Source organism: Duganella sp. BJB476, from assembly GCF_003416895.1.
Classification (GTDB): Bacteria; Pseudomonadota; Gammaproteobacteria; order Burkholderiales; family Burkholderiaceae_D; genus Rugamonas.
Window position 1 is genome coordinate 1,719,554 of the sequence record NZ_QVIO01000001.1, and the last position, 25,117, is coordinate 1,744,670.

Consider the following 25,117-nt stretch of genomic DNA (forward strand, 5'->3'; position numbering starts at 1 on the left):
CTACTATTACGGCTCGGAAATTAATGACTTTCCGTTAATTTATTATATGCCGAGCGTATCCGTTTGCAAATGACTTTCGCGTCATTAATTTTAACTATGCTTTTTAGCAATACAATTTATGCCGGTTGAACACTACGAAAATTTCCCTGTTGCATCATTTTTGCTGCCGAGCCGCTTGCGTCCGGCGGTGGAAGCGATCTACGCCTTCGCCCGCAGCGCCGACGACCTGGCCGACGAGGGCGACGCCACGCCGGAACAGCGGCTGGCCGCACTGAACTCCTACGAGGCGGCGTTGGCGCACATCGAGGCGGGCGGCACGGGCCATGAACCGATGTTCGAACGGCTGGCGCAGGTGATCCGCGAATACGAGTTGCCGGTCAAGCCGCTGTACGAGTTGCTGTCGGCCTTCAAGCAGGACGTGCTGGTGAGCCGCTACGCGACCTACGACGCGCTGCTGGACTATTGCGCCCGCTCGGCCAACCCGGTCGGCTTCCTGATGCTGCACCTGTACGGCCAGGCCGACGAGGAAAACATCCGCGATTCCGACGCCATCTGCACGGCGCTGCAACTGATCAACTTCCTGCAAGATGTGGCGATCGACATCCATAAAGAGCGCATCTACATCCCGCTGGAGGATTTGAACCGCTACGCGATCTCGCCGGCGGCGCTCGACCACTCCAGCGCCCGGCCGCGCTGGCGCTCGATGATGAAGTTTGAAGTGGACCGCGCCCGCGCACTGATGCTGAGCGGCGCGCCGCTGGCCTTGCGCCTGAACGGCCGCATCGGTTTCGAGCTGCGCATGGTGGTGCAAGGCGGTTTGCGCATCCTGGACGCCATCGAGGCGGCCGAATACGACGTCTTCCTGCACCGCCCCAAGCTGGCCAAGCGCGACTGGCTGGGCATCTTCTGGGCCGCCGTGCGGATGAAAAAGCAGATGAAAGCCGTGTTCAAACCCGCATGAGGCGCGCCGGGCGGCGCCTGGCTCATCCGCTGAAATAGCCGCGCACGATTAAATCGTTGCCTCTGCACAATTTCCCGTCTCCATGCTACCTTGACGGCAAATGGAGAGGTGGCATCATGCGTACGGAAGATCGGTCGTCGCGACCGGATATGGCAACATCTAAAGTGGTGGAATTGGGCGTCAACCTGCTGCAAAGCCGTGGGCGGGCGTTTGCGTCGGAGTTTTTGGTGCGCAGGAATATTCCGTTCAGCGTCATCGTGCGGGTGCTGTCCGATCCGCCGGCGCGCCGGCGCGCCGGCAGCCTGCGGCGCTAGCTTACCGCTGAGTCGGCGGCCCCTTCAGCTCGACCACATTACCCTCAGGGTCGGTCAGATAGATCGACGGCCCCTCGCCTTCCGCGCCATAGCGCGACTCGACCTGCCCGGCCGTCACGCCATGCGCCTGCAAGTGCGCGCGGATCGCCGCATCGTCGAAAGGCTCCACCCGCAGGCAGAAGTGATCCATGTTGCGCCCCTCGGCGCCCGGCGGCGCGCCGCCCATGCGCCCCAGCTTGCCGTCAACCGGCACCAGGTCGATCAGCGAACTGCCGGCGCGCAGCTGCACCAGGCCGATTTCATCCTGCCGGCGCTCGACCGGGCAACCCAGCGCACCACAGTAAAACTCCAGCATGCGCTCCAGGCTGACCACGCGCAGCACCAGATGATCGATTTCACGAATACGTATCATGCGTCCTACCTCCATGGCGACAGAAGCCCACATTGTGACACTTAAGCTATAGAATAGCGGCTTCGATGTCATCCTTGCTTTTTTATTCATGTCTCCCGACGACTACTGCCAGCAAAAGACCGCCCAGAGCGGCTCCAGTTTCTACTACAGCTTCCTGTTCCTGCCGCCGGAGCGTCGCCGCGCCATCACCGCCCTGTATGCGTTTTGCCGCGAAGTGGATGACACCGTCGATGAATGCACCGACGAGTCGATCGCCCGCATCAAGCTGTCCTGGTGGCGCAAGGAAATCGCCAATATGTACGAGGGCCAGCAGACCCACCCGGTCACGCAGGCGCTGCATCCGCATCTGACGACCTACAATCTGCAGCAGCAACACCTGCAAGCCATCATCGACGGCATGGAGATGGACCTCAACCAGACCCGCTACCTCGACTACACGGCGCTGACCAAATACTGCTGGCACGTCGCCAGCGTGGTGGGCATCCTGTCGGCCAGCATCTTCGGCGCGACCAGGCCGGAGACGCTGCAATACGCGGAAAAACTGGGCCACGCCTTCCAGCTGACCAACATCATCCGCGACGTCGGCGAAGATGCGCGCAAAGGCCGCATCTACCTGCCGGTCAATGAGCTGCAACAGTTCAACGTCACCGCCGCCGACCTGCTCAACGCCCGCCACAGTGAGAACTTCGAGAAGCTGATGGCGTTCCAGGCCGCCCGCGCGCAAAAGGTCTACGACGAAGCGTTCGCGCTGCTGCCGAAGGAAGACCGCCGCGCCCAGCGCCCCGGCCTGATGATGTCCGCCATCTACCGCACGCTGCTGACCGAAGTGGAAGCCGACGGCTACCACGTGCTCAGCCAGCGCATCTCGCTGACGCCTATCCGCAAGCTCTGGCTGGCGTGGAAGACCTACATTCGTGGCTAACGAAGGCGTGGACAAGCGCGCCGGCAAGGTCGAGCCGGGGCTGACCTCGCGTTCGGTGGCTGTGATCGGTGGCGGCTGGGCCGGTTGCGCCGCCGCCGTCGAAATGGCGCGCGCCGGCTACAAGGTCACGCTGTTCGAGGCGGCCCGCACCCTGGGCGGCCGCGCCCGCCGCATCGAGACCGACCATCGCCACCTGGACAACGGCCAGCACATCCTGCTGGGCGCCTACAGCGCAACGCTGCAGCTGATGAAGCGGACCGGCGTCGACAGCGATAAGGCCTTGCTGTCGCTGCCGCTGCAAATGCGCTACCCGGCCGGCAGCGGCGGCATGGATTTCGTCGCGCCCAGCCTGCCTTTGCCTGCGCCGCTGCACCTGGCGCTGGCGCTGCTGCGCGCCAAGGGCCTGGAACGGGCCGACAAACTCAGCCTGGCGCGCTTTTCCACCACCGCGCGCTGGATGGGCTGGACCCTGCACGCCGATTGCAGCGTGACCGAGCTGCTGGAACGCTTCGATCAAACCCCGCGCCTGATCCAGCTGATGTGGCGTCCGCTGTGCCTGGCCGCGCTGAACACGCCGCCGGAGCGCGCCTCCGCCCAGGTCTTCCTCAACGTGCTGCGCGACAGCCTGGGCGCCAAACGCAGCGCCTCGGACATGCTGCTGCCGCGCGCCGACCTGTCCGCCCTGCTGCCCGAGGCGGCGGCGGCCTACGTCGAAGCGCATGGCGGCTCGGTGCGCACCGGCGCCAAGGTGCAGGCGCTGCGCTCCATCGAAGGCCGTTTGTGGCAGCTCGATATCAGCGGCGCGGCCGTCGGCGGCAACTGGAGCACCTATTTCAGCGGCGTGGTGCTGGCCACCGGGCCCAGCCAGGCCGCCACCCTGCTGCACGGCATCCCCGATTGCGACACCTCGGCCCTGTGCAGCCAGCTGACCGCCTTCGAGCCGGAAGCCATCACCACCTGCTACCTGCAATACGACCCGTCCACGCGGCTGGAACTGCCCTTTTTCGCCCTGCTGGACGACCCGGAACAGTACCAATGGGGCCAGTTCGTGTTCGACCGCGGGCAGCTGGACACCAAACAGGCCGGCTTGCTGGCGGTGGTCATCAGCGCCTCGGGCAGCGCCGCCGCCCAGAGCCAGGACCTGCTGGCCGAAGCCGTCGCGGTCCAGCTGGCGGCGGTATTCCAGCGTCCGGAGCTGGGGCGGCCGACCTGGTTCAAGGTCATCACCGAGAAGCGCGCCACCTACGCCTGCACGCCCGGCCTGGTCCGGCCGGACAACGCCAGCGGCCTGCCAGGCCTGGTCATCGCCGGCGACTACACCGCCGGCGACTACCCGGCCACGCTGGAATCGGCGGTCCGCAGCGGCGTCGCCGCCGCAGGGCTGCTCAAGGGGACTACCATCTAGTCCCCCGTTTTTGTCGCCTGCCCCGCTATTTATGCAGCCTGTCACATGCCGATGGCATCCGGGCGAGCGCTTGCGTACAGTAGCACCATCGACAAAAGACATATATTGGAATCAACATGAACATCTCTCTCAGCTTGAAAATCCTTGCCTTGATCGCCTTCGTCGCGGCCAGCACGGTATCCATCGTGCAGAGCGCACCGGTGGCGAGCAGCGCGATGGCCATGGCACACAACAGCGCAACATTGGGTATCTGACATCATGAACAAGCAGGCATACCTCGACGCGCTCAAACAGGCCATGCAGGGCCTGCCGCCGGAAACGGTGGCCAAGACCCTGGCCTACTACGAGCAACGCTTCATCGACGGCCTGGTGGCCGGCCGCAGCGAAGAAGAGGTCTACAAAGAGCTCGACGAGCCGCGCAAGGTCGCCATGACGCTGCGCGCCAATGTGCACCTGAGCGCCTTCGAGCAAAAGAAAACCCCGGTCAACCTGGCCCGCGTGGTGGTGTCCTTCATCGGCCTGGCGATCTTCAACCTGTTCATGGTGATCCCGGCGATGGTGTATGCCTCGCTGCTGGGCGCCGTCTACGTCTCCGCCTTCGCCTTCTACATCGCCGGCATCGCGCTGGTGTCCAGCGGCCTGTCGGGCCAGAACGAGCTGGCGCTGGAAGGCCCGCTGCGCCACGTGATGGAGTTCACCAACTCGCACTTCGACCAGAACGAAGAAGAGGACATCCAGGGCTGGCGCATGGCCATCAACAACATGGGCGTGCAGGTCAGCAAGGATCCGGACAGCACCGACAACAGCAACAGCGGCGACGAGAACCTGAGCCGCAGCGGCCGCCTGCTGAACCGCGCCGAAGCGGTCGCCACCGGCGACCTGCGCATCACCACCGATTTCGACAGCGGCGCCCGCACCAGCCAGTCGCTGATCGGCTTCGGCCTGATATTGGGCGGGATCGGGCTGTGCCTGATCAGCATCGTCGTCACCCGCTACACCATGATCGGCCTGAAACGGTATGTAGCAATGAATGTGTCCCTGCTTCGCGGACGCTAAGGAGTCATGACCATGCGCGCATTATTGAAAATCGGTACCAGCCTGCTGCTGCTGTCCTTCGTCCTGATCGGCATCAGCTACAGCATGCTGAAGGCCTACGGCAGCACCAGCCCGACCAGTTCGGCCGGCCGCGCCCTCGGCAGCGAAACCCGCAAGATCGACGCCATGGCGGCCGCCGTCGAACTGAGCGGCCCGATCGACCTGATACTGATCCAGGGTCCGGTGGCGTCGCTGAAGGTGCGCGGCGAACAGCGCTCGCTGGCGAATATCGAAACCATCCAGGACGGCCGCGACCTGCACATCGGCACCAAGGGCATGCTGCTCAACCCGCGCCATCCCTTGCAGGTGGAGCTGGTGCTGCCGCAACTGGAAGAGCTGGTGGTGCGCAGCAGCGGCGAGACCAAGGTTACAGGCTTCAGCGGCGACAAGCTGGAGTTGCAGTTGCACGGTGCCGGCAACGTCAACTTCACCGGCCGCTATCGCGAACTGACCGCAAGCGCCCATGGCAGCGGCCACCTGAACCTGAATGCAGGCAGCAGCGAAGATGTGGATCTGGAGATGGTGGGTTCGGGCCAGATCACGTCGTCCGGTAGTTGCAAGACGCTGAACGCGGAACTGACCGGCTCCGGCGACCTGGATGCGCGCCACCTGTCCTCGGATAAGGTGACGGTCAATCTGAAGGGTTCCGGCACCAGCCATGTCTTCGCCAAGCAGTCGGCTGACCTGACCTTGCGCGGCAGCGGCGACATCCGCGTGCTGGGTAATCCGGACAACCGCAACGTCAGCCGCACCGGTTCCGGCGACGTTACCTGGGAATAGTCGTCTAGCTTCGGTTCAGCCAGGCCAGGACATCGCGTCCCGCCGCCTGGCCGCCGGCCAGGCAGGCTGTCAGCAGATAGCCGCCGGTCGGCGCTTCCCAGTCGACCATCTCGCCCGCCACGAACACGCCCGGCGCGGCCTTCAGCATCGTTCCTTCCAATGCATCCCAACGCACGCCGCCGGCGCTGCTGATCGCTTCGTCGATCGGACGGGCGCGCGCCAGGCGCACCGGCAAGCGCTTGATCGCCTGCGCCAGCTGGTCCTCGTCCGCGTATTGGTCCTTGCTCAAACACTCGCGCAGCAAGCCTGCCTTGACGCCTTTGATGCCCAACCGGCTTTGCAGATGACTGGCCATCGAACGCGCGCCGCGCGGCCGCGCCACCTCGTCGGCCACCCGCTGCGCCGGCAGGTCCGGCAGCAGGTCCAGGTAGATCGTGGCGCTGCCGTCAGCGGCGATCTGGTCGCGCAAGGCGGCCGACAGCGCATAAATCAAGCTGCCCTCGACGCCACCCTGGGTGACGACGAACTGCCCCTGCTTGCGGAATTCCTTGCCGTCCGCGCCGGTGGAGATGATGGCGACGGTGGTCAGCGGTTCGCCCGCGTGGCGGCTGCTGAAATGCTCGCTCCAGTCGACGTCGAAGCCGCAGTTGGCCGGTACCAGCGGCGCCACGCCGACACCGCGATCCGCCAGCAAAGGCATCCACGCGCCGTCCGAACCCAATCGCGCCCAACTGCCGCCGCCCAGTGCCAGCACCACCGCGTCGGCATGCACCAGCAGCTCGCCGTCGGGCGTGTTCAGCACCAGCGCGTCGTCGCGCCAGCCCAGCCAGCGGTGGCGCATGTGGAACTGCACGCCGCTCTCGCGCAGGCGGTGCAGCCATGCGCGCAGCAGCGGCGCGGCCTTCATATCGGTCGGGAACACGCGGCCCGAGGTACCGACGAAGGTATCGACGCCCAAGCCATGCACCCAGTCGCGCACGTCCTGCGGGCCGAAGGCGTCGAGCATGGCGCGCAGCGGCGCCGCGCCCTGGCCGTAGCGCGTGACGAAATCCGCATACGGCTCGGCGTGGGTGATGTTCATGCCGCCGCGCCCGGCCAGCAGGAACTTGCGGCCAACCGAAGGCATCGCGTCATACACGTCGACTTGCGCCCCGCCCTGCGCCAGGATTTGGGCGGCCATCAGGCCGGCGGGACCGCCACCGATGACGGCAACGCGAAAAGGTGTCAAACTAGACTGCATGAATTCGGTCCGATAGAAGCATTGTTACAGGAGACAAGATGGGCGCGATTTTTTGGATAAAACGCTATTTGCAGGCAGCCGTTCCTTTGTTCGTGATACTGGCGGCCGTGGAATGGATCAAGGGCTCGACCGCGCGCGAGGACTATCTGAGCGCCGCCGCCTGGGCATTAGCGGCGGCAGCCATCTTTACCTACGCGGCCTGGCGCCGCTACCGCAGCGCCAAGGCCTGCGGCATGTGCGACGATCTGGACGCCGCCCGCAACGCCGCCAAGGGCAAGAAGCCTTAGCTTAGCGTTAGCCGCCCGTCACCGGCGGGAAGAACGCCACCTCGGCGCCATCGGCCAGCGCCGCGTCGGCGCCGCACATCACCTGGTTGCAAGCCATGCGCAAGGCCGGGCTGCCCAAGGCCTGCTGCCAGACATCGCCGCGCGCGGCCAGGTGGGCGCGCAGCGCGCCGACCGTATCCACGCCTACCGGCAATTCCAGCGTCTCGGACGACGTACCCAGCGACTCGCGCACGCTGGCGAAAAATTTTACGGTAACAGCCATCAGTGCATTAACTCGCTAAACGGTATAAATCGAACCGTGTCGCCGGCCGCGATGGTCTGGCCGGGCGGATTGTCGATCACGCCATCGCCCCACACGGTCGACGTCAACACGCCCGAACTCTGATTGTTGAACAATTCCAGCCCGCCGGCGGCATTGATGCGCGCGCGCAGGAACTCGTTGCGCTTGTCGGCCTTGGGCCAGTTGAAGTCGGCGCGCATCATGAACGCGCGCGGCACCAGCGCCTCGGTCACACCTTGCAGGCGCAGGATGAACGGACGCACAAACATCAGGAAGGTGATGAAGCTCGACACCGGATTACCCGGCAAGCCGACAAAGAACGCCTGTCCCACTTCGCCAAACGCCAGCGGCTTGCCCGGCTTGACGGCGATCTGCCACATATTCAGCTTGCCCTCGGCCTCGACGGCCGGCTTGATGTGATCTTCCTCGCCGACCGAGACGCCGCCGGAAGTGATGATCAGGTCATGCCCTTGCGCGCACTCGCGCAGCACGGACCGGGTGGCCTCAAGTGAATCAGGCACGATGCCGAAATCGGTGATTTCGCAGCCCAGGTTTTCCAGCAGCGCGCGCAGCGTGAAGCGGTTGGAGTTGTAAATGGCGCCGGGCGCCAGCGGCTCGCCCGGCATCGTCAGCTCGTCGCCGGTGAAGAACACGGCCACGTGCAGCCGGTGCTTGACCGGCAGCTCGGCCAGGCCGACCGAAGCGGCCAGGCCCAGTTCCTGGCTGCGCAGGCGTGTGCCAGCCGGCAGGATGATGCTGCCGTTGGTGATGTCCTCGCCGGCGCGGCGTATCCATTCGCCGGACTTCGGCGCGTGGCGAACCGTGACCACATTGCCCGCCAGCTCGCACTGCTCCTGCATCACGACGGCGTCGGCGCCTTCCGGGATCAGCGCGCCGGTAAAGATGCGCGCAGCGGTCCCCGGCAGCAAGGGCTGGCCGACGTGGCCGGCCGGTATGCGCTGCGACACCGTCAGCGCAGCATTGCCGCTGACGCAATCGGCGGCGCGCACCGCGTAGCCATCCATCTGCGTGTTGTCCATGCCCGGCACGTTCATGCCGGATACCTGCGCCTTCGCCAGCACGCGGCCGTTGGCCGTCAGCGTCGGCACGGTTTCCACATCGGTTACCGGCCGCACGGCGGCGGCCATCAGGGCCAGCGCTTCGCTGACGGGCAGCAGGGGCTTGTGTGCGTTCATCGTTACAGGCCGGTGTTCGCTGCGATGTAGGCCTTCATCTTCTCCACGTCCGGCGGCATGACGACGAACTTCTGCGGCAGGTCCTCGATGTTCTCGAAGCCTTCCGGACGTTCGGCGTCCTCGCCCAGCGCATCGAGGATAGTCTCGTTGAACTTGGCGGCCAGCGCGGTTTCCAGCACGATCATCGTCACGCCAGGCTCCAGGTTCTCGCGCGCGACCTTGATGCCATCGGCGGTGTGGGTGTCGATGACGATGCCGTAGTCGTCGGCCACGTCGCGGATGGTGTTCAGGCGGTCTTCGTGGGTGGACTTGCCGGACTTGAAGCCGTACTTGGCCACCTGCTTGAATTCGTCGCCGTCGGCGCCCGGCTTGCCGGACAGGTCGAAGCCGCCGTGGGTTTCCACTTTCTGGAACAGCGCGCGGGTGCGGTCGCCGTCGCGGCCAACCAGGTCGTAGATGAAGCGCTCGAAGTTGGACGCCTTGGAGATGTCCATCGACGGGCTGCTGGTGTGGTAGGTCTCGGCGGACTTGCGCACGCGGTACACGCCGGTGCGGAAGAACTCATCGAGCACGTCGTTTTCATTGGTGGCGGCGACCAGCTTGGCGATCGGCAGGCCCATCATGCGGGCGATGTGGCCGGCGCAGATATTGCCGAAGTTCCCCGACGGGACGGTGAACGACACCTTCTGGTCGTTGGAAGTGGTCGCCGACAGGTAGCCGCGGAAGTAGTACACCACCTGCGCCACCACGCGTGCCCAGTTGATCGAGTTGACGGTGCCGATCTTCTGCTTGGCCTTGAACGGCAGGTCGTTGGAGACCGCCTTGACCATGTCCTGGGCGTCGTCGAACACGCCTTCGATGGCGATGTTGAAGATGTTCGGGTCCTGCAGCGAGAACATCTGAGCGGTCTGGAAGGCGCTCATTTTTTTGTGCGGCGACAGCATGAACACGCGGATGCCCTTCTTGCCGCGCATCGCGTATTCGGCAGCGCTGCCGGTATCGCCGGAGGTGGCGCCGAAGATGTTCAGTTGCGCGTTCTGCTTGGTCAGCGTGTATTCGAACAGATTGCCCAGCAATTGCATCGCCATGTCCTTGAAGGCCAGGGTCGGGCCGTTGGACAGCGCCTGCAACATCAGTTTGGTGCCGTTCTCGCCCTCTTCCAGCATGCGCAGCGGCGTGATCTGGCTGGCTTTTTCGCCTTTGCGGGCGTTTTTGTAGACTTCCTTGGTATAGGTCTTGGCGGTCAGCGCGCGCAGGTCGGCATCGGGAATATCGGTCGCGAACTTCTTCAGAATCTCGTAGGCCAGGTCGGCGTAGGACAGCTGGCGCCATGCATCGAGCTCGGCGCCGGTCACTTGCGGATAGGCGGCCGGCAGGAACAGGCCGCCGTCGACGGCCAGGCCACCCAGGAGGATGTCGGAGAATTGTTGGGAAGACGAGGCGGCGGCCGAGGCGGCGGCGCGAGTAGACACGTATTGCATAGATTAGAAAGTCCGGTTGAGCTAACGGCTAAAGGGCAGAACGGTACGAAGCGAGCGGATATTATAGTGCGCCCGGCCGATTCCCGTAAAATCCTGTTGTTTTGCCATCACTCAACTCCGGGGTCAGGTCTGACATTCGGACACGAGCTCTGCCGTAGCGGCCGCTTACGGCAGAGCTCGTGTCCGAATGTCAGACCTGACCCCGGAGGTAATCAGCAAGCCGCGTGGTTCACCGTGATCACGTGGATCGCCAGGCCGCCCAGCGAGGTTTCCTTGTACTTGGCCTGCATGTCGGCGCCGGTCTGGCGCATGGTTTCGATCACTTCGTCCAGGCTGACGAAGTGGGTGCCGTCGCCCTTCAAAGCCAGCGAGGCGGCGGTGATCGCCTTGACCGCACCCATGCCGTTACGCTCGATGCAGGGAATCTGCACCAGGCCGCCGATCGGGTCGCAGGTCATGCCGAGGTGGTGCTCGATGCCGATTTCGGCCGCGTTTTCGATCTGGGCGTTGCTGCCGCCCAGCGCCGCCACCAGTCCGGCCGCCGCCATCGCGCAGGCCACGCCCACTTCGCCCTGGCAGCCGATTTCCGCGCCGGAGATCGACGCGTTACGCTTGCACAGCATGCCGATGGCCGCTGCCGTCAGCATGAAATTGCGCACGCCGGTGACCGGATCGCTCGGTTTGCAGTCTTCCGCGTAGTAGCGCAGCACCGCCGGGATGATGCCGGCCGCGCCGTTGGTCGGCGCCGTGACGACACGGCCGCCGGCGGCGTTTTCCTCGTTGACCGCCATCGCGTACAGGCTGACCTGGTGCAGCGCGTCGTGCGGCAGGTCGTTGGCGCGGTTGTCGGATGCCTTGGCGTCGCTGGCCTGCTTCCACAGGTTGGCGGCGCGGCGCTTGACGTTCAAGCCGCCCGGCAGCTGGCCCGGCGTATCGAGGCCGTGGGCGATACAGTCGCGCATGACCTGCCAGATCTTGTCGATGCCGGCGTTGACTTCTTCATCCGTGCGCTTGACGTTTTCGTTCGTGCGCAGCATTTGCGGGATGGTCAGGCCGGCGCGCTCGCCGTGGGCCAGCAACTGGTCCATGGTGTCGAAGGCGAAGGGGATCGCGGCGGCGGGCGCGCTGCCCACCGTCGGCGCGGCCTGGTGGGCCTCGCCCTCCTCTTTAATGAAGCCGCCGCCCACCGAGTAGTACACCTTGCTGAAGGTGCTGCCGTCGGCGCGGGTCAGCGTGAAGCGCATGCCGTTCGGGTGTTCGGCCAGCGATTCGGCCATGTGGAACACCAGGTTGACGCCCCGCTTGAACGGCACCTTGCGGGTGCCGAGCAGGCGCAGTTCGCCCGCCGCTTCGGCTTGCGCCAATTGAGAGTCGACGCTGGTCGGCACCACGTCCTGCGGGGTTTCGCCCATCAGGCCGAGGATCACCGCCTTGTCGGTGGCGTGGCCGATGCCGGTCAGCGCCAGCGAGCCATACAGCTCGGCGGTGACGCCGGTGACGTCGTCCAGCGGAGCGCTATCGAGCAGAAAACGGCGAGCCGCCACCATCGGTCCCACGGTGTGGGAACTCGACGGCCCGATGCCGATTTTAAACAGGTCGAATACGCTCATGTCCATCAGTTGTCTCTCTTTTTTATAGTGTGTTGAGTTACGCGGCTTTGCCCAGATGGACATCGACGTTGGCCAGCATGTCGGCGACCATCTCGTCGACGCCGATACGGGCTTTCCAGCCCCAGTCGACGGTGGCGGTGGCGTCGTCCAGGCTTTGCGGCCAGGTGTCGGCGATGGCCTGGCGGCTGTCCGGTTTATAGCCGATCTTGAAGTCCGGCAGCGCGCGCGTGATCGCGGTCGCCAGCTGCTCCGGGTTGAACGATACGCCGGCCACGTTGTAAGCCGAACGCACCTTCACTTGTGCCGCCGGCGCGTCCATCAGTTCGATGGTGGCGCGGATCGCATCGGGCATGTAGATCATCGGCAGCGTGGTCTGCGGGCCGAGGAAGCATTCATAGCGCTCGCCGCGCAGCGCCGAGTGGAAGATGGCGATGGCGTAGTCGGTGGTGCCGCCGCCCGGAGGCGACTTGAAGCTGATGATGCCTGGGTAGCGAATCGAACGCACATCGACGCCGTACTTGATGAAGTAGTACTCGCACAGGCGTTCGCCGGCCAGCTTGCTGATGCCGTAGACCGTGGTCGGGTCCATCACCGTGGTTTGCGGCGTGTTGACGGCCGGGGTGTTCGGGCCGAAGGCGGCGATCGACGAAGGCCAGAAGATGCGCAGCGGCTTGCCGACCACGCCGCGCTCGCGCGCCACTTCCAGGATATTCAGCAGGCCGTCCATGTTCAGCGTCCAGGCTTTCAGCGGCGCCGCTTCGCCGGTGGCCGACAGCATCGCCGCCAGCTGATAGACCTGGGTGATGCCCTCGTCGGTGACCAGCGCCGCCAGCGCGACCTTATCCAGCACGTTGAGCGTGGTGTAGCGCGCCGCGTTGTACAGATTGGTCGGGCTGATGTCGGCGGCGATGACGTTCTGCGCGCCGTGTTGGGCGGCCAGCGCCTCTACCAGCTCGCTGCCGATTTGACCATTGGCGCCGATGACGAGGATGCGTTCTTGAGTGTTCATATTATTGTTCCTGACGATATTCATGTTTAGTTCTTCAGCAGGCCGAGCTCACGGCCTGCCTGTTCGAATGCTTTGAGCACGGTTTCCAGCTGTTCGCGGGTGTGGGCCGCGGACAGTTGGACACGCACACGCGCCTGGCCCATCGGGACCACGGGGTAGAAGAAGCCGCTGAGCAGAACGCCCAGCTCATACATTCGTGCCGCGAATTTCTGCGCGACGGGCGCGTCGAACAACATGACAGGAACTACAGGGTGCGTACCCGGCTTGATGGTGAAGCCGATACGCTCGATCTCCTTGCGGAAGAAGGCGGTGTTTTCGTGCAGGCGGTCGCGCAGCTCGGTCGATTCCGACAGCTTTTGCAGCACGGCCAGCGAAGCACCGGCGATCGATGGCGCCAGCGTGTTCGAGAACAGGTAAGGACGCGATTTCTGGCGCAGCATGTCGATCACTTCCTTGCGCGCCGAGGTGAAGCCGCCCATCGCGCCGCCCAGGGCCTTGCCCAGGGTGCCGGTGATGATGTCGATGCGGCCCATGACGTTGTGGTGCTCGTGCGTGCCGCGGCCGGTCGCGCCCATGAAGCCGGAGGCGTGGCATTCGTCGATCATCACCAGTGCGCCGTACTTGTCGGCCAGGTCGCAGATCTTGTCCAGCTGGGCGATGGTGCCGTCCATCGAGAACACGCCGTCGGTGACGATGACTTTATGGCGCTTGTCGGCGGCCGCTTGCAGCTGCACTTCCAGGTCGGCCATGTCGTTGTGGGCGTAGCGGAAGCGCGCGGCCTTGCACAGGCGGATGCCGTCGATGATCGAGGCGTGGTTCAGCGCGTCCGAGATGATGGCGTCGTTCTCGTCGAACAGCGGCTCGAACACGCCGCCGTTGGCGTCGAAGGCGGCCGCGTACAGGATCGTGTCTTCGGTGCCGAGGAACTTGGAGATCGCCTGCTCCAGCTGCTTGTGCACGGTCTGGGTGCCGCAGATGAAACGTACCGACGACAGGCCGTAACCATACTTCTCGGTCGCCTCGATGGAGGCCTGCGCCACCCACTCCTGGCCGGACAGGCCCAGGTAGTTGTTGGCGCACATATTGATCAGCATTCGACCATCTTCGCTCGTCACTTCCGCGCCCTGGCGCGAAGCCAGAACGCGCTCTGGCTTGTAGAGGCCCTGCTCGCGCAATTGGTCGAGGTTTTGCTGCAGGCCGCTGAAGAAGGTGGTTTTAGCTGGAATGGTCATGATGGGTCCCTGTGTGTGGTACGATTTCACCGCAATTACACTGCCTTATGCGAAATCCGTTATGTCGAACTCAAATTCAATATATCGAATTTTACAGAACAGCTGTGCACTGCGCAAGCCATGCGCGCGCAGCGATTCACTTGAAATTTAGCCTATCTGCCGAATAAAACAATGAAAACACCCGTTTCGACGAATGCACCTCCAGAAGTCGGCGCCGCCCTCCAGCGGTTGCGCCTGGCCCGCGGCCTGACACTGGAAGATCTGTCCCGCATCGCCGGCGTCTCCAAATCGATGCTGTCGCAGATCGAGCGTGAAAAGGCGAATCCGACCATCGCCATCACGTGGAGGCTGGCCAATGCGCTGGGCGTGCAGATCGGCGAATTGCTGGCGACGGCCGAACGGCAGACGGAAACCGTCCGCGTGATCGAGGCGCACGAAATCCCCACCCTGCCCGGCCATCACGCCGGGTATGTGCTGCGCATCCTGGGGCCGCTGGAACTGGCGAGTAAATATGAGTGGTATGAACTGACGCTGGTGCCGGGTGGCGAACTGGCCTCGCAAGGCCATGATCCCGGCGCGCAGGAGCACCTGACGCTGCTGCACGGTTCGGTGGAGGTGGAGGTTGGGCCGGACAAGAAGAAGGTGAAGCTGGGCAGCACGGCGCGCTACCCGGGCGACCAGCAGCACGTCATCCGCAACGTCGGCAAGACCGAGGCGAAGGCGCTGCTGGTGGTGATACACCGTTAAGTATTACCAGTTCGATTCCCGCTCCGGCGTGGAGCTAATGCGGTGAATCGACAGGTCGGCGCCCTGGAACTCTTCTTCCGGGTCCAGGCGCAGGCCCAGCGTGGCCTTCAGCACGCCGTAGATGGCGAAGCCGCCCGCCAGCGCGATCGCCACGCCCAGTGCGGTGCCGCCCAGCTGCGCGGCGAACGATACGCCGCCGATGCCGCCCAGTGCCTTCTGGCCGAAGATCCCCGCCGCGATGCCGCCCCAGGCGCCGCACAGGCCATGCAGCGGCCATACGCCCAGCACGTCATCGATCTTCCATTTGTTTTGCGCCAACGTGAACATCCAGACAAACACTGCGCCCGCTATGCAGCCGGTGGCCAGTGCGCCCAGCGGGTGCATCAGGTCGGAGCCGGCGCAGACGGCTACCAGGCCGGCCAATGGGCCGTTGTAGGCGAAGCCGGGATCGTTCTTCCCCATCAGCAGCGCGACCAGCGTGCCGCCGACCATCGCCATCAGCGAATTGACGGCGACCAGGCCGTTCATCTTGTCCAGCGCCTGCGCGCTCATGACGTTGAAGCCGAACCAGCCCACCGTCAGGATCCATGCGCCAAGCGCCAGGAAGGGAATCGACGATGGCGGATGGGCGGCGATGGCGCCGTTCTTCATGTAACGGCCACGGCGCGCGCCCAGCAGCAGCACCGCCGGCAGCGCGATCCAGCCGCCGACCGCGTGCACCACCACCGAGCCGGCGAAGTCGTGAAACTCGGCGCCGAATGCGGACGCCAACCATTCCTGCACACCGAAGCGATGGTTCCAGACGATGCCCTCAAAGAAGGGATAGACCAGGCCGACCAGCAGCGCGGTGGCGATCAGCTGCGGGTGGAAGCGCGCGCGTTCGGCGATGCCGCCCGAGATGATCGCCGGGATGGCGGCGGCAAACGTCAGCAGGAAGAAGAATTTGACCAGCTCATAGCCGTTCTTGGCGGCCAGCACCTCGGCCGAGGAGAAGAAATTGACGCCATACGCAATGCTGTAGCCGACGAAAAAGTAGGCGATCGTCGATACCGCGAAATCCACCAGGATCTTGACCAGCGCATTGACCTGGTTTTTCTTGCGCACCGTGCCCAACTCCAGGAACGCGAAGCCGGCATGCATGGCCAAAATCATGATGGCGCCAAGCAATATGAACAATGCATCGGCGCCGTCTTTGTATCCACCCATCAAAATCTCTCCCCAAAATAATGCAAAAATTAGTTACGAGTATCGATAAAAGCAATAATCGTTCCAATTTGGTGCAAATTTTAAGTGCTTGATTTCAAGGTGTTTTTATTTTGTGCATGGACATGCACCAAGGCCGTGCGCACCGAAATAAGGCGTCATTTTGGTGCAGGCTTTAAATCGTATTCCATGTACTCGGCGGCGGACTCGGCCCGCTTGCGGCCCGACTGGCGTTCCACCACATACAGCGCGCCATCGATGCCGGCGGTAAGGCCGGCAGTGGTAACGACTTTTCCAGCATCGACGAAGCGCTTGTCGCGGACCTTCGTCGCCGGGAAGAGCTTGGCAAGTTGAGGACGCATGGACACGGTAGTGGTAGCCGCGATGCCGTCGAGCAGGCCCACTTTACCCAGGATGAAGGCGCCCGAGCAAACCGACATGACAACCTTCACCTTGGCGCTGCGCGCCTTGATCGACGCCAGCAAGGCAGCGTTTTTCAAGGCGTTCTGTATTCCGCCGCCCGGCACCAGCAAGACATCAACTTCCGGCAGATCGGCAAAATCGTAGTCGGGCGTCACCTTGAGCCCCCAGATCGATTCGACGGTCGATTTTGTCTGTCCGACGGTGTACACCGTCGCGCCGCTCGCACCGAACACTTCCATCGGGCCGGCATAGTCGATTTCCTCCACGCCTTCGAACAGCACGATCGCCACCCGCAGCCCGCTGGAAGACATATCGTGCGCGGAAACGGCGAAACACGCCGCAAGGCATAGCATTCCAACAAACAGTCGCAGTGCGCGCAAAGTTTTCATCGATATCCCTATTTGGAAAAACCCAAGTCTAGCAGCGGGTCGACGTACCCACGCTGACAAACTTAGGGCAAATTCCGCCAATGGCGAAGGGCTCTTAGCTCAAATCGGCGCGCCCGGCGGGATAACTGGCATGGCGCGCAGTTTGACGCTGCGCGGATCGGCCAGGTAGGCGGCAATCAGCCCCGCCGCCTGCTTGCGGCTGTCGGCGGTGACGCCTTTGCCCGGGTTCTTTTGCAGCCACTGCGCCAGCTCGCGCGCGGACTGGCGCACTTCCGCGTCGACCTGCGGATGCAGCTTGCCGCCGTCGAGCAGATTCAGGGTGGCGTCGATCACCACCCAGTTGGCCGCCAATTGCACTGCCTCGCCGCCCGCAACGGAGGCCGGCACCGGCTCGCGCTTCCACGTCTTTTGCAGCAGCAGCGACAGCACTTCCTGCACGCCCGGCTGCTGCGCATCGCGCGCGTGCTGCCAGGCGACGCGGTTGATGCGGGCCGGGTCGAGCAGGAAGCCGGCAGTCTGCGCGGCGCCCGCTTCGGCGATCGAGAAGGCGTCGAACACCGATTCCATACGGGTGGTGAAGTATTCGCGGCTGCGTTCATGGCCCATCGCCGGTGGCGTCAGGATATCGAGCACGCCGGCCGGCAGCGCCAGGTACTCGGCGCGCAGGCTGTCGGCCAGACGGTTCAGGGCCTGGCGCTGCACCGCCGCCGGCGTGGCCTTGATGCCCGCCTTGGCCAGACCGGCCTTGACGTCGCCGCTGCTGGCGTAATCGAAATCGCCGCCGCCGACCAGGCGCGCCAGCGCTTCGCCCTGATAGCGCTGCAGCAGATAGACCGGCACCAGCCGCGCTTCCAGCTCGCCGATCTGGCGTGCATCCGGCAGCACGTCGACCGAGAAGGTCTGCAGCGCGCGTTGGCGCACGGCGCCCAGCTGGTCCCAGGTCTTGATCGAGTCCGGACCGAAGTCCCACAGCAAGCCATCGGGGTGGCTGGAACCGGGCGAGCGGTCGTCCTGGTCGCTGGAGTACAGCATGCCGGCCGCGCGCGCGTCGGCGCGCAGCTTGGCCAGCGCGGCCTGTTCCTGCGCACCGCTGCCGAAATCGCCGTAGATGTACTTGACGATGTAGTCGTCCCACGGACCAACGCCGACACCGTAGGCGTCGGCGATATCGACGTTGCCCTTGGCGTCCAGCTTGAGGATGGGGTGCGGATAATCCATCACCGAGCCATTGCCCATGCGGCTGGCCGCGAAGTTGTGGGCGAAGCCCAGCGTATGGCCGACTTCATGCGCGGCCAATTGGCGCAGCCGCGCCAGCGCCATGGCCTCGGCCAGTTTCTGCTTGTCGGCCGGCGCGTTCTTGCCGTACGGTGCGAGCAGGCTTTCGGCGATCAGGATGTCCTGCCGCACCCGCTGCGAGCCTAGCGTGACGGCGCCACGGATAATCTCGCCGGTGCGCGGATCGGCCAGCGCGTTCCCGTAGGACCAGCCGCGCGTGGCGCGGTGCACCCAGTGGATCACGTTGTAGCGGATGTCCATCGCATCCACGCCTTCGGGCAGCAGCTCGACGCGATAAGCATCTTTGAAGCCGGCCTTCTCGAAGGCGCTGGCCCACCATGAAGCGCCGGCGATCAAGGCCGAGCGCACCGGCTCCGGCGCGCCACGGTCGACGTAGTAGACGATGGGTTTCTTGACGGTGCTGACCGCGGCCGACGGATCGGTTTTCTCAAGGCGGTGCCGCACCTGCCAGTGCACGTCGATGCTGCTGGCGAGCGGCGTGGCGAAGTCGTAATAGCTGGCGTCGAAGCCGCCGGAATATGGATGGTAGCTGCGCGGCTGCCAGCCCGTCGCGGTCGCGGGCAGGCGCACCATGCTGATGCGCTGGCGCAGCGACAGGCTGCTGGCATCGGCCGCGACCTGACGCACGTACTCCGCTTGTCCGGGGCCGGCAAAGGTCAGCAGCGCTTCCAGTTCGACGTTGTCAGGGAAAGCCTTGGCCTGCTCCGCCAGCACCGCGCTGCGTGCCGCGTCGATCTGGTAGGCGCCCTGCTTGGCGGCATTCAGCCGCGCGCCGACGCCGTGCCGGTCCGCCAGCAGGAAGCCGGAGAAGTCGATCAGATGGCGCTCGCCTTCACTGGCGAGGATATCGCCCGACCACAGCACGCCGCTGGCGAACGATTCGGTGACAGCGGCGCGTTCGTCCTTGTCCGCCGAGGCGGCGATGAAGTTGGTATTTTCCTGCACCAGGAACAGGCGCGCGCCGTGCTTCTCAAAATGCACCATGCGCATCTCGCCCGGCTGGCCGCGATCCAGGCCAACGTCGTTCGAGCCCAGCGCATAAGGCAAGGAACTCAATAGCAGAAAGGGCTGCTCCAGCGTCGATACGGACAGCAGCACCCTGCCCTTGTCCGTATCACGCCAAAGGTCGATGAAGCCCGGCTGCGATTGCAGGCCGCGCGTGACATCGGCGATCTTCTTGACCGAAGGCGCGGGCGCACCTTCGGCGGTTGCCGCCAGCGCCGGCGCCACCGGCGCCATGCCCAGCATCAGGATGGCGCACAGCAGCGGCCCGGCGACTGGCGCGGCCCTCACTGCTGGCCTGCCGCTTTGACGGCCTCCGTAGCGCCATCCATCTTCAGCGCGCGGCTCAGGAAGCCCCAGCGGTCCGCCACTTCCTCGATCTGCTTGGTGGTCGGCTTGCCGGCGCCGTGGCCTGCCTTGCTGTCGATGCGGATCAGGATAGGCGCGGCGCCGGCCTGGTCGGCCTGCGCGGTCGCGGCGAACTTGAAGCTATGCGCCGGCACCACGCGGTCGTCATGGTCGGCGGTGGTGATCATGGTCGCCGGGTAGCAAGTGCCCTTCTTCAGGTTGTGCAGCGGCGAGTACTTGACCAGCGCCTTGAACTCGTCGGCGTTGTCGGACGAGCCGTAGTCCGAGGTCCACGCCCAGCCGATGGTGAATTTATGGAAGCGCAGCATATCGAGCACGCCCACCTGCGGAATCGCCGCCGCGAACAATTCGGGACGCTGCGTCATCGCCGCGCCGACCAGCAAGCCGCCATTGCTGCCGCCGCCGATGGACAGCTTGGCAGGCGACGTCACCTTGCTTGCGACCAGCCATTCGGCCGCGCCGATGAAGTCGTCGAACACGTTCTGCTTTTGCAGCTTGGTGCCGGCCGCGTGCCAGGATTCGCCATACTCGCCGCCGCCGCGCAGATTGGCCATCACGTAGACGCCGCCCATTTCCAGCCACGCCAGGTTGGCGACCGAGAACGACGGCGTCAGCGAGATATTGAAGCCGCCGTAGCCATACAGGTAGGTCGGATTGCTGCCATCGAGCTTCAGGCCTTTTTTCGACACGATGAACATCGGCACCTTGGTGCCATCGCGGCTGGTGAAAAACTCCTGGCGGGTTTCAAACGCGGCCGGGTCGAAGTCCACTTTCGGCTGGCGATACACGCTGCTCTTGTTGGCCTTCAGGTCGTAGCGGTAGATGGTGGTTGGCGTGGTGAAGCTGGTGTACGAATAGAAGGTCTCCGCATCTCCGCGCTTGCCGCCGAAGCCGCCCGCCGAACCCAGGCCTGGCAGTTCGAGATCGTGCAGCGGCTTGCCTTTCAGGTCGAACACCTTGACCAGGCTGTGGGCGTCGCTCAGGTAGTCCACCAACAGCTGGTTGTTGACGATCGACGCCGACACCATGGTGTTGGCGGTTTCCGGCACGATCTGCTTCCAGTTCAGCACACCCGACTTGCGGGTGTCGATGGCGACGATGCGCCCGCGCGGCGCATTGCGCTCGGTGCGGAACCAGAACACCATGCCGTCATTGCCGATGAAGTTATACGCGGCGTCGAAATCCTCCAGCAGCGGCACCACCTTGGCGTCCTTGCGCGACAGGTCCTTGTAGTAGACGCGGTTCTTGTTCTCCGTGCCTTGCGACGCGGTGATGATGAGGAAGCGGCCATCTTCGGTCACTTCGCCGCCGAAGCCCCAGTCCTTGTGGTCGGGACGGTCGTAGACCAGCGTGTCCGCGCTTTGCGGCGTGCCGATTTTGTGGAAGTACAGCTTCTGGAAGTAGTTCACATCGGCCAGCTTGGTCGCTTCCTTCGGCTCGTCGTAGCGGCTGTAGAAGAAGCCGGAACCGTCGTGCAGCCATGCGGTGCTGGAGAACTTGACCCACTTGATGTGGTCCTCGATGTCCTTGCCGCTGTCGATGTCGCGCACCTTGATTTCGTTCCAGTCGGAGCCGGAAGCGGCGGTGCTGTAGGCCAGGTATTTGCCGTTCGGGCTCACCGCCAGGCCGGCCAGTGCGACGGTGCCGTCGGCGGCCAGGGTGTTCGGATCGAGCAGCATGCGCGGCACGTCGGCCAGCGTCTTCATCGTGTACAGCACGGACTGATTTTGCAGGCCGTCGTTACGGCTGTAGAAATAGCGGCCGCCTTCCTTGAACGGCACGCTGAAGCGCTCGAAGTTCCACAGCTTGGTCAGGCGGGTCTTGATGGCGTCGCGGCCGGGGATCTGCGACAGGTAGTCCTGCGTCAGTTTATTCTGCGCGACGACCCAGGCGTGGGTCTCGTCGCTGTTGGCGTCTTCCAGCCAGCGGTAGGGATCGGCCACTTTGACGCCGTGATAGTCGTCGGTCTGGTCGACGGTGCGGGTGACGGGATAGTTCACGCCAGGGCCGGAGGCGGCGCAGGTTTGGGCGGAGGCGCTGTGCGCCATCAGGACGGCGGCGGCCAGTGCCGCGCATTTCAGATGCTTCATGCGAAAGCCCATAAAGTCGAAGAATATTCGGAAGCGGCAAACCGGGATACGGCGCCGCCGGGGCTCAATGACACCAGTAACCACCACGCGTCACGCGGTCGATCATAGCTTGATTTGTGACAAATAAGCAATGATAGGAATGCGTTATCGGCGTGTTTTATTCGGCGCGCAAAATGCTGTCCGTGCTGACGACGCGCACGTCATGCATCTGGTTCAGGTAGGCTTCCAGATAGCCTTTGTGCGACGCGCCGACGACGACCAGGGTGCGGCGGCCCGCCACCAAGCCGGACGCTTCGCGGATATTGGAGGCCATCCGCAAGTTGCGCGTCTCCCAGTAGCTGACATAACCGCGCCCGAAATGCTGGGGCGACGGTTCTTCCAGCGCGGCGCCGAAGTCGCCGCGGAAGGTCAGCTCGGCGGCGCCGGCGGCGTTGAACGCGCGGTACATCGCCAGCACGCCGGCTGGTGTCGCCAACCCGGCGTACAGTGCATCGTCCTGGAGCTTGCGCGTCGCATTGAACGGGTTGTCCCACGCTTTCATGATCGCCGCGCCGTAGGCTTTTTCATCGGCTTCGTTGGAGTCGGCCGTGTGGTCATCCATCGGATACACCCGCTCATGCCCGCAGCGGGCTGCGAGCGACGCCGCAATCAGATAATCTTCACCGCGCTTTAGACGCAGCTTGTCCAGGATCTCCACCAGCTTGTCATTCAGGCCGTCACCGGCGTGCCTTTCGTCGGCCGGCAGGCGTAGCCATTGCACCGTTGCGGAAGCGGGTTCACCGGCAGCCAGGAACAGCGACGCCAGCTTGCGCCGCTGGCCTGCCATCGGCGCCGCCGGCCATGCGGCCAGCGTGCGATCCACCTGCGCGGTGGCGGCGGGGACGTCAAGGCCGGTGGCACTGGCGGCCGGCGCGGGGTCCCAGCAATAGGACTTGACCGTATCGTCGTAGCGCTCAGGGTAGCTGCGCAGGAAAGCGCACTGCGACCCGGACAGCGCCTCGATGGCGATGGCCTTGGGCTGCCAAGCCGCGAGGCGTTCCATCAGCAAGCTCAGATTGGCGGGGTCGAAGGACTTCGGCAATTGCGACAGATGGGCGGAGCCAAGCACCATCAGCTCGTTCGGCTGCCCCCGCTGCAACTTGAATGCGCCGGGAGAAAAATCCAGGGCGCCGGATTCGGCGGCGCGCACCTGGCCTTGAACTGCGAAAACGACAACGATACCGGCAAGCAGACGATGCATGGGACCTCCTGAGGTAAATGGAATCGCGACAGCTTAAAGCTGCCGCGCCATCGTTGGAGCAGCCATGCGACGTATTGCAGATTAGGCTAGACGAAATGCAAATGCGCCGGATACGTCGCGGGTGGAACAACGGCTACAGCACACGTCAGGGGCCGACCGGTGCGATGTTGAGCGTGCCGCTGACGCCCTGGTCTATTTGCGAACCGCTCACCGTCACCACCAGCAAGCCGTCACCGGAAATCATCAAGTTGCCGGCGGAAGCCGGAATGTTATACATCGTTTTCAGCAGCGTCCCACTGGTATCGTAGACCAGGATATCGGTCGGCTCGTAATAGCTATCGAAGCCGCAGTAGATGCGACCGTCGCTGCCGACCTGGACATTGTTCTGGTAAGCGACATTCGCATCCAGGCCGACCAAGCCGCCCCCCGTCCCCACCGCCGTCCACGAACACTGGTATCGGGTACCGTCGGTGACGTACAGGCGCTGCCCGTCGGCGCTTAACGCAATTTGCCGGCCCGAATAGTAAACCGGTATGGGAAGCGCCCTCAACGTACCTCCGGCTGTGTCGGTATAGTCGAGATTTGCGGTGTACAGCGGCCGCAACTTACTTTCGTCTTGCGCCGCCAGCACACGGCCGTCCGCGCTGACCGTCATCTTGCCAAAACCGATACCGCTGTCGGGCAAGCGCTTGCCTGTCGCCGCGACAAATACGCTGCCGTCGCTGCCCAACACCAGCTCTACCCCATTGATACGCATGGCCTTGACGTAAGTATCCCAACCGTTGGTTGGCTGGCCTGCCTTCAGCATAGGCCAGGTTCCGGTCTGCTTGCGGCTGGCCAAGTCAATCACCACGATGTTCGCGCTGCCTTCGAGCACGTACAAGCGGTCGCCATTGGGGCTGACCGACATCTGCCCCAACTGCGCCGGCAGCCCGGTGACGCTGCCTTCCAACTGGCCGGTGTACAGATTATAAATATCGACCGTTGCGCCGCCATTGTGCGCATACACCCACGGCCGGACCGGATCGCTCACCATTTTTTGATAAACCCGGCTGGACGTCACCGTTGCAGAAGGGGTGCTGCTGCCTTTCCAGACCGCCACTTTGACTGGTTCGGGCGCGCTGGCGCCGTTGTCCCCGCCAAGTGTCACCGTGGCATAGCTAATCGCGTCGGCCGGCAGTGCCGCTGGATTGACGGTCAAGGTCAATTTATTGTCGCCGGCGGTCTGCCCAGCGGAGGTCACGCTCAGCCATGCCTGGTCGGAATGGGCGCTCCAGCGGGTGTTTTTACCCAGGTTGTCGCTGACGGTCAATGTACGGCTCAGGCGGGACCACCCTGGCACCGAAGTGAAAGCAACGCCCGCTTCCGAAGCCAAAACTTTGTGCTCGAAGGCGTCGATGGTCAGCGTAACGGGGAAGGTGCTGGTGACCGCGTCGACCGACGTCAAGGTCACGTTCGCCGTGTAAGTACCGGCCGCCAGGCCCTTGGCGTCGACACTGACATTTAACTTGGTGGAGCCGCTGCCGCTGGCGGTGTCCAGCTTGATCCATGCGGCGCCGGCAGCAGCACGCCAGGTGCGGCCTTCGGCCCGCACATCGACCGGGATGGCCGCCGGCACGTCGCCGTCCAGGTGCATGCGGATCGCCACCGGTTGCGCAGGGACCGCGGCAAACGTCGGGTAGCCCGGCGGAGCGACATGCAATTCATATGGCAGGCTCATAGGCGAGCCGGGGAACTGGCTGTTGCATGCCTCATCACGGCAAAGCTTGAGCTGCAAATTGCCCGTATAGCTGCCAACCGCCAGATTCGAAGACGGATGCAAAGAGCCGTAGAACGAATAGTCGGCAGACACGGAAACCCAGGCATCGGGCGATATGACGCCGGCAGTGTCGACGATCAAGGCATACACCTTGGTGACGTTAGCGAAATCGGCGGGTTTGGCGACATGTCCCGATACCGTCAACGGAATCTGGTCCGCCGTGGAAAACGTTGCTTTGATGACCGGCTGGTCCAGCACCAATGCCGGTGCCGCCTCCGGTGCCGCAGACGCCGGCGACGAGGAGCCACCTCCGCCGCAACCGCCCAGCAAAGCCAATAAAAAAACTGCACAATATCGCGCGCGGACTTCCATGAT

Annotated in this window: 23 protein-coding genes; 9 read left to right on the plus strand and 14 right to left on the minus strand. The window is 64.0% G+C overall.

Features of this window, described 5'->3' with window-relative positions:
- Positions 1-118: 118 nt before the first annotated feature.
- Positions 119-961: a squalene synthase HpnC gene (gene hpnC, locus D0T21_RS07595; protein WP_116990730.1), complete on the plus strand. Its 843-nt coding sequence runs from the start codon at positions 119-121 to the stop codon at positions 959-961.
- A gap of 149 nt (positions 962-1,110) precedes the next feature.
- Positions 1,111-1,275, plus strand: coding sequence for a hypothetical protein (locus tag D0T21_RS32185; RefSeq protein ID WP_229211375.1), 165 nt, complete (start codon positions 1,111-1,113; stop codon positions 1,273-1,275).
- 1 nt (position 1,276) lies between these two features.
- On the opposite strand, the gene D0T21_RS07600 is transcribed toward D0T21_RS32185, so the two are convergent.
- On the minus strand, positions 1,277-1,687 hold the full coding sequence (locus tag D0T21_RS07600; RefSeq protein ID WP_116990731.1) for a VOC family protein: 411 nt from the start codon (positions 1,685-1,687) through the stop codon (positions 1,277-1,279).
- An 88-nt stretch (positions 1,688-1,775) separates the two neighbouring features.
- Here D0T21_RS07600 and hpnD point away from each other — a divergent pair, with 88 nt between their 5' ends.
- The 5 genes from hpnD (at position 1,776) to D0T21_RS07620 (ending at position 5,889) form a co-directional block, all read left to right on the plus strand.
- Positions 1,776-2,609, plus strand: a complete 834-nt coding sequence (gene hpnD, locus D0T21_RS07605; RefSeq protein ID WP_116990732.1) for a presqualene diphosphate synthase HpnD — start codon at positions 1,776-1,778, stop codon at positions 2,607-2,609.
- On the plus strand, positions 2,602-4,014 hold the full coding sequence (gene hpnE, locus D0T21_RS07610) for a hydroxysqualene dehydroxylase HpnE (RefSeq protein ID WP_116990733.1): 1,413 nt from the start codon (positions 2,602-2,604) through the stop codon (positions 4,012-4,014). The genes hpnD and hpnE overlap by 8 nt, the downstream gene beginning before the upstream one ends.
- Positions 4,015-4,130: 116 nt before the next feature.
- The gene (locus D0T21_RS32020; protein WP_158567979.1) at positions 4,131-4,268 is read left to right on the plus strand and encodes a hypothetical protein; all 138 of its coding nucleotides are present in this window, start codon (positions 4,131-4,133) and stop codon (positions 4,266-4,268) included.
- 4 nt (positions 4,269-4,272) lie between these two features.
- Entirely contained in the window at positions 4,273-5,070 is a 798-nt protein-coding gene (locus D0T21_RS07615; protein WP_116990734.1) for a DUF1700 domain-containing protein, read from the plus strand.
- Positions 5,071-5,082: 12 nt separating this feature from the next.
- Positions 5,083-5,889, plus strand: coding sequence for a head GIN domain-containing protein (locus D0T21_RS07620; RefSeq protein ID WP_116991050.1), 807 nt, complete (start codon positions 5,083-5,085; stop codon positions 5,887-5,889).
- A gap of 4 nt (positions 5,890-5,893) precedes the next feature.
- Here the strand turns inward: D0T21_RS07620 and D0T21_RS07625 are convergent, their stop codons facing one another.
- Complete coding sequence (locus D0T21_RS07625) at positions 5,894-7,129, minus strand: TIGR03862 family flavoprotein (RefSeq protein ID WP_116990735.1); 1,236 nt, start codon at positions 7,127-7,129, stop codon at positions 5,894-5,896.
- Between the two features lie 38 nt (positions 7,130-7,167).
- Between D0T21_RS07625 and D0T21_RS07630 the strand changes: the two genes are divergently transcribed.
- The gene (locus tag D0T21_RS07630) at positions 7,168-7,416 is read left to right on the plus strand and encodes a hypothetical protein (protein WP_116990736.1); all 249 of its coding nucleotides are present in this window, start codon (positions 7,168-7,170) and stop codon (positions 7,414-7,416) included.
- 7 nt (positions 7,417-7,423) lie between these two features.
- Here the strand turns inward: D0T21_RS07630 and moaD are convergent, their stop codons facing one another.
- The 6 genes from moaD to kbl all read right to left on the minus strand — a co-directional run bounded on the left by moaD (position 7,424) and on the right by kbl (position 14,224).
- On the minus strand, positions 7,424-7,678 hold the full coding sequence (gene moaD, locus D0T21_RS07635) for a molybdopterin converting factor subunit 1 (protein WP_116990737.1): 255 nt from the start codon (positions 7,676-7,678) through the stop codon (positions 7,424-7,426).
- On the minus strand, positions 7,678-8,892 hold the full coding sequence (glp, locus tag D0T21_RS07640) for a gephyrin-like molybdotransferase Glp (RefSeq protein WP_116990738.1): 1,215 nt from the start codon (positions 8,890-8,892) through the stop codon (positions 7,678-7,680). Before glp ends, moaD begins: the two co-directional genes overlap by 1 nt.
- A gap of 2 nt (positions 8,893-8,894) precedes the next feature.
- Positions 8,895-10,373: a threonine synthase gene (gene thrC, locus D0T21_RS07645; protein WP_116990739.1), complete on the minus strand. Its 1,479-nt coding sequence runs from the start codon at positions 10,371-10,373 to the stop codon at positions 8,895-8,897.
- Between the two features lie 212 nt (positions 10,374-10,585).
- Positions 10,586-11,989, minus strand: coding sequence for an L-serine ammonia-lyase (locus tag D0T21_RS07650; RefSeq protein WP_116990740.1), 1,404 nt, complete (start codon positions 11,987-11,989; stop codon positions 10,586-10,588).
- 31 nt (positions 11,990-12,020) lie between these two features.
- Positions 12,021-12,992, minus strand: a complete 972-nt coding sequence (locus tag D0T21_RS07655; protein WP_116991051.1) for an NAD-dependent epimerase/dehydratase family protein — start codon at positions 12,990-12,992, stop codon at positions 12,021-12,023.
- A gap of 26 nt (positions 12,993-13,018) precedes the next feature.
- Positions 13,019-14,224, minus strand: a complete 1,206-nt coding sequence (kbl, locus tag D0T21_RS07660; RefSeq protein WP_116990741.1) for a glycine C-acetyltransferase — start codon at positions 14,222-14,224, stop codon at positions 13,019-13,021.
- A 171-nt stretch (positions 14,225-14,395) separates the two neighbouring features.
- Between kbl and D0T21_RS07665 the strand changes: the two genes are divergently transcribed.
- On the plus strand, positions 14,396-14,971 hold the full coding sequence (locus D0T21_RS07665; RefSeq protein WP_116990742.1) for a helix-turn-helix domain-containing protein: 576 nt from the start codon (positions 14,396-14,398) through the stop codon (positions 14,969-14,971).
- A gap of 3 nt (positions 14,972-14,974) precedes the next feature.
- Here D0T21_RS07665 and D0T21_RS07670 read toward each other — a convergent pair whose 3' ends face one another.
- From D0T21_RS07670 to D0T21_RS07695, 6 genes are all read right to left on the minus strand, one after another.
- On the minus strand, positions 14,975-16,177 hold the full coding sequence (locus D0T21_RS07670) for an ammonium transporter (RefSeq protein WP_116990743.1): 1,203 nt from the start codon (positions 16,175-16,177) through the stop codon (positions 14,975-14,977).
- 155 nt (positions 16,178-16,332) lie between these two features.
- A complete protein-coding gene (locus D0T21_RS07675) occupies positions 16,333-16,986 on the minus strand; it encodes a DJ-1/PfpI family protein (protein WP_116990744.1) in 654 nt (217 codons plus the stop codon).
- Positions 16,987-17,085: 99 nt separating this feature from the next.
- The gene (locus D0T21_RS07680; protein WP_229211376.1) at positions 17,086-19,575 is read right to left on the minus strand and encodes a zinc-dependent metalloprotease; all 2,490 of its coding nucleotides are present in this window, start codon (positions 19,573-19,575) and stop codon (positions 17,086-17,088) included.
- Positions 19,572-21,743: a prolyl oligopeptidase family protein gene (locus tag D0T21_RS07685; protein ID WP_116990745.1), complete on the minus strand. Its 2,172-nt coding sequence runs from the start codon at positions 21,741-21,743 to the stop codon at positions 19,572-19,574. The genes D0T21_RS07680 and D0T21_RS07685 overlap by 4 nt, the downstream gene beginning before the upstream one ends.
- Before the next feature lie 157 nt (positions 21,744-21,900).
- Positions 21,901-22,983: a DUF5694 domain-containing protein gene (locus D0T21_RS07690; RefSeq protein ID WP_116990746.1), complete on the minus strand. Its 1,083-nt coding sequence runs from the start codon at positions 22,981-22,983 to the stop codon at positions 21,901-21,903.
- A 145-nt stretch (positions 22,984-23,128) separates the two neighbouring features.
- A complete protein-coding gene (locus tag D0T21_RS07695) occupies positions 23,129-25,114 on the minus strand; it encodes a BACON domain-containing protein (RefSeq protein ID WP_147328045.1) in 1,986 nt (661 codons plus the stop codon).
- Between the last annotated feature and the right edge of the window lie 3 nt (positions 25,115-25,117).

Excerpts from the sequence above, each read along its gene's own strand:
- D0T21_RS07625 (WP_116990735.1), bottom strand. The coding sequence starts at position 7,129 with ATGCAGTCTAGTTTGACACCTTTTCGCGTTGCCGTCATCGGTGGCGGT.
- D0T21_RS07600 (WP_116990731.1), bottom strand. The coding sequence starts at position 1,687 with ATGATACGTATTCGTGAAATCGATCATCTGGTGCTGCGCGTGGTCAGC.
- D0T21_RS07670 (WP_116990743.1), bottom strand. The coding sequence starts at position 16,177 with ATGGGTGGATACAAAGACGGCGCCGATGCATTGTTCATATTGCTTGGC.
- D0T21_RS07630 (WP_116990736.1), top strand. The coding sequence starts at position 7,168 with ATGGGCGCGATTTTTTGGATAAAACGCTATTTGCAGGCAGCCGTTCCT.
- D0T21_RS07695 (WP_147328045.1), bottom strand. The coding sequence starts at position 25,114 with ATGGAAGTCCGCGCGCGATATTGTGCAGTTTTTTTATTGGCTTTGCTG.
- hpnC (WP_116990730.1), top strand. The coding sequence starts at position 119 with ATGCCGGTTGAACACTACGAAAATTTCCCTGTTGCATCATTTTTGCTG.
- moaD (WP_116990737.1), bottom strand. The coding sequence starts at position 7,678 with ATGGCTGTTACCGTAAAATTTTTCGCCAGCGTGCGCGAGTCGCTGGGT.
- D0T21_RS07650 (WP_116990740.1), bottom strand. The coding sequence starts at position 11,989 with ATGGACATGAGCGTATTCGACCTGTTTAAAATCGGCATCGGGCCGTCG.
- D0T21_RS07685 (WP_116990745.1), bottom strand. The coding sequence starts at position 21,743 with ATGAAGCATCTGAAATGCGCGGCACTGGCCGCCGCCGTCCTGATGGCG.
- thrC (WP_116990739.1), bottom strand. The coding sequence starts at position 10,373 with ATGCAATACGTGTCTACTCGCGCCGCCGCCTCGGCCGCCGCCTCGTCT.
- D0T21_RS07665 (WP_116990742.1), top strand. The coding sequence starts at position 14,396 with ATGAAAACACCCGTTTCGACGAATGCACCTCCAGAAGTCGGCGCCGCC.
- D0T21_RS07615 (WP_116990734.1), top strand. The coding sequence starts at position 4,273 with ATGAACAAGCAGGCATACCTCGACGCGCTCAAACAGGCCATGCAGGGC.
- glp (WP_116990738.1), bottom strand. The coding sequence starts at position 8,892 with ATGAACGCACACAAGCCCCTGCTGCCCGTCAGCGAAGCGCTGGCCCTG.
- D0T21_RS07655 (WP_116991051.1), bottom strand. The coding sequence starts at position 12,992 with ATGAACACTCAAGAACGCATCCTCGTCATCGGCGCCAATGGTCAAATC.
- D0T21_RS07690 (WP_116990746.1), bottom strand. The coding sequence starts at position 22,983 with ATGCATCGTCTGCTTGCCGGTATCGTTGTCGTTTTCGCAGTTCAAGGC.
- D0T21_RS32020 (WP_158567979.1), top strand. The coding sequence starts at position 4,131 with ATGAACATCTCTCTCAGCTTGAAAATCCTTGCCTTGATCGCCTTCGTC.
- hpnD (WP_116990732.1), top strand. The coding sequence starts at position 1,776 with ATGTCTCCCGACGACTACTGCCAGCAAAAGACCGCCCAGAGCGGCTCC.
- D0T21_RS07675 (WP_116990744.1), bottom strand. The coding sequence starts at position 16,986 with ATGAAAACTTTGCGCGCACTGCGACTGTTTGTTGGAATGCTATGCCTT.
- D0T21_RS07620 (WP_116991050.1), top strand. The coding sequence starts at position 5,083 with ATGCGCGCATTATTGAAAATCGGTACCAGCCTGCTGCTGCTGTCCTTC.
- D0T21_RS32185 (WP_229211375.1), top strand. The coding sequence starts at position 1,111 with ATGGCAACATCTAAAGTGGTGGAATTGGGCGTCAACCTGCTGCAAAGC.
- kbl (WP_116990741.1), bottom strand. The coding sequence starts at position 14,224 with ATGACCATTCCAGCTAAAACCACCTTCTTCAGCGGCCTGCAGCAAAAC.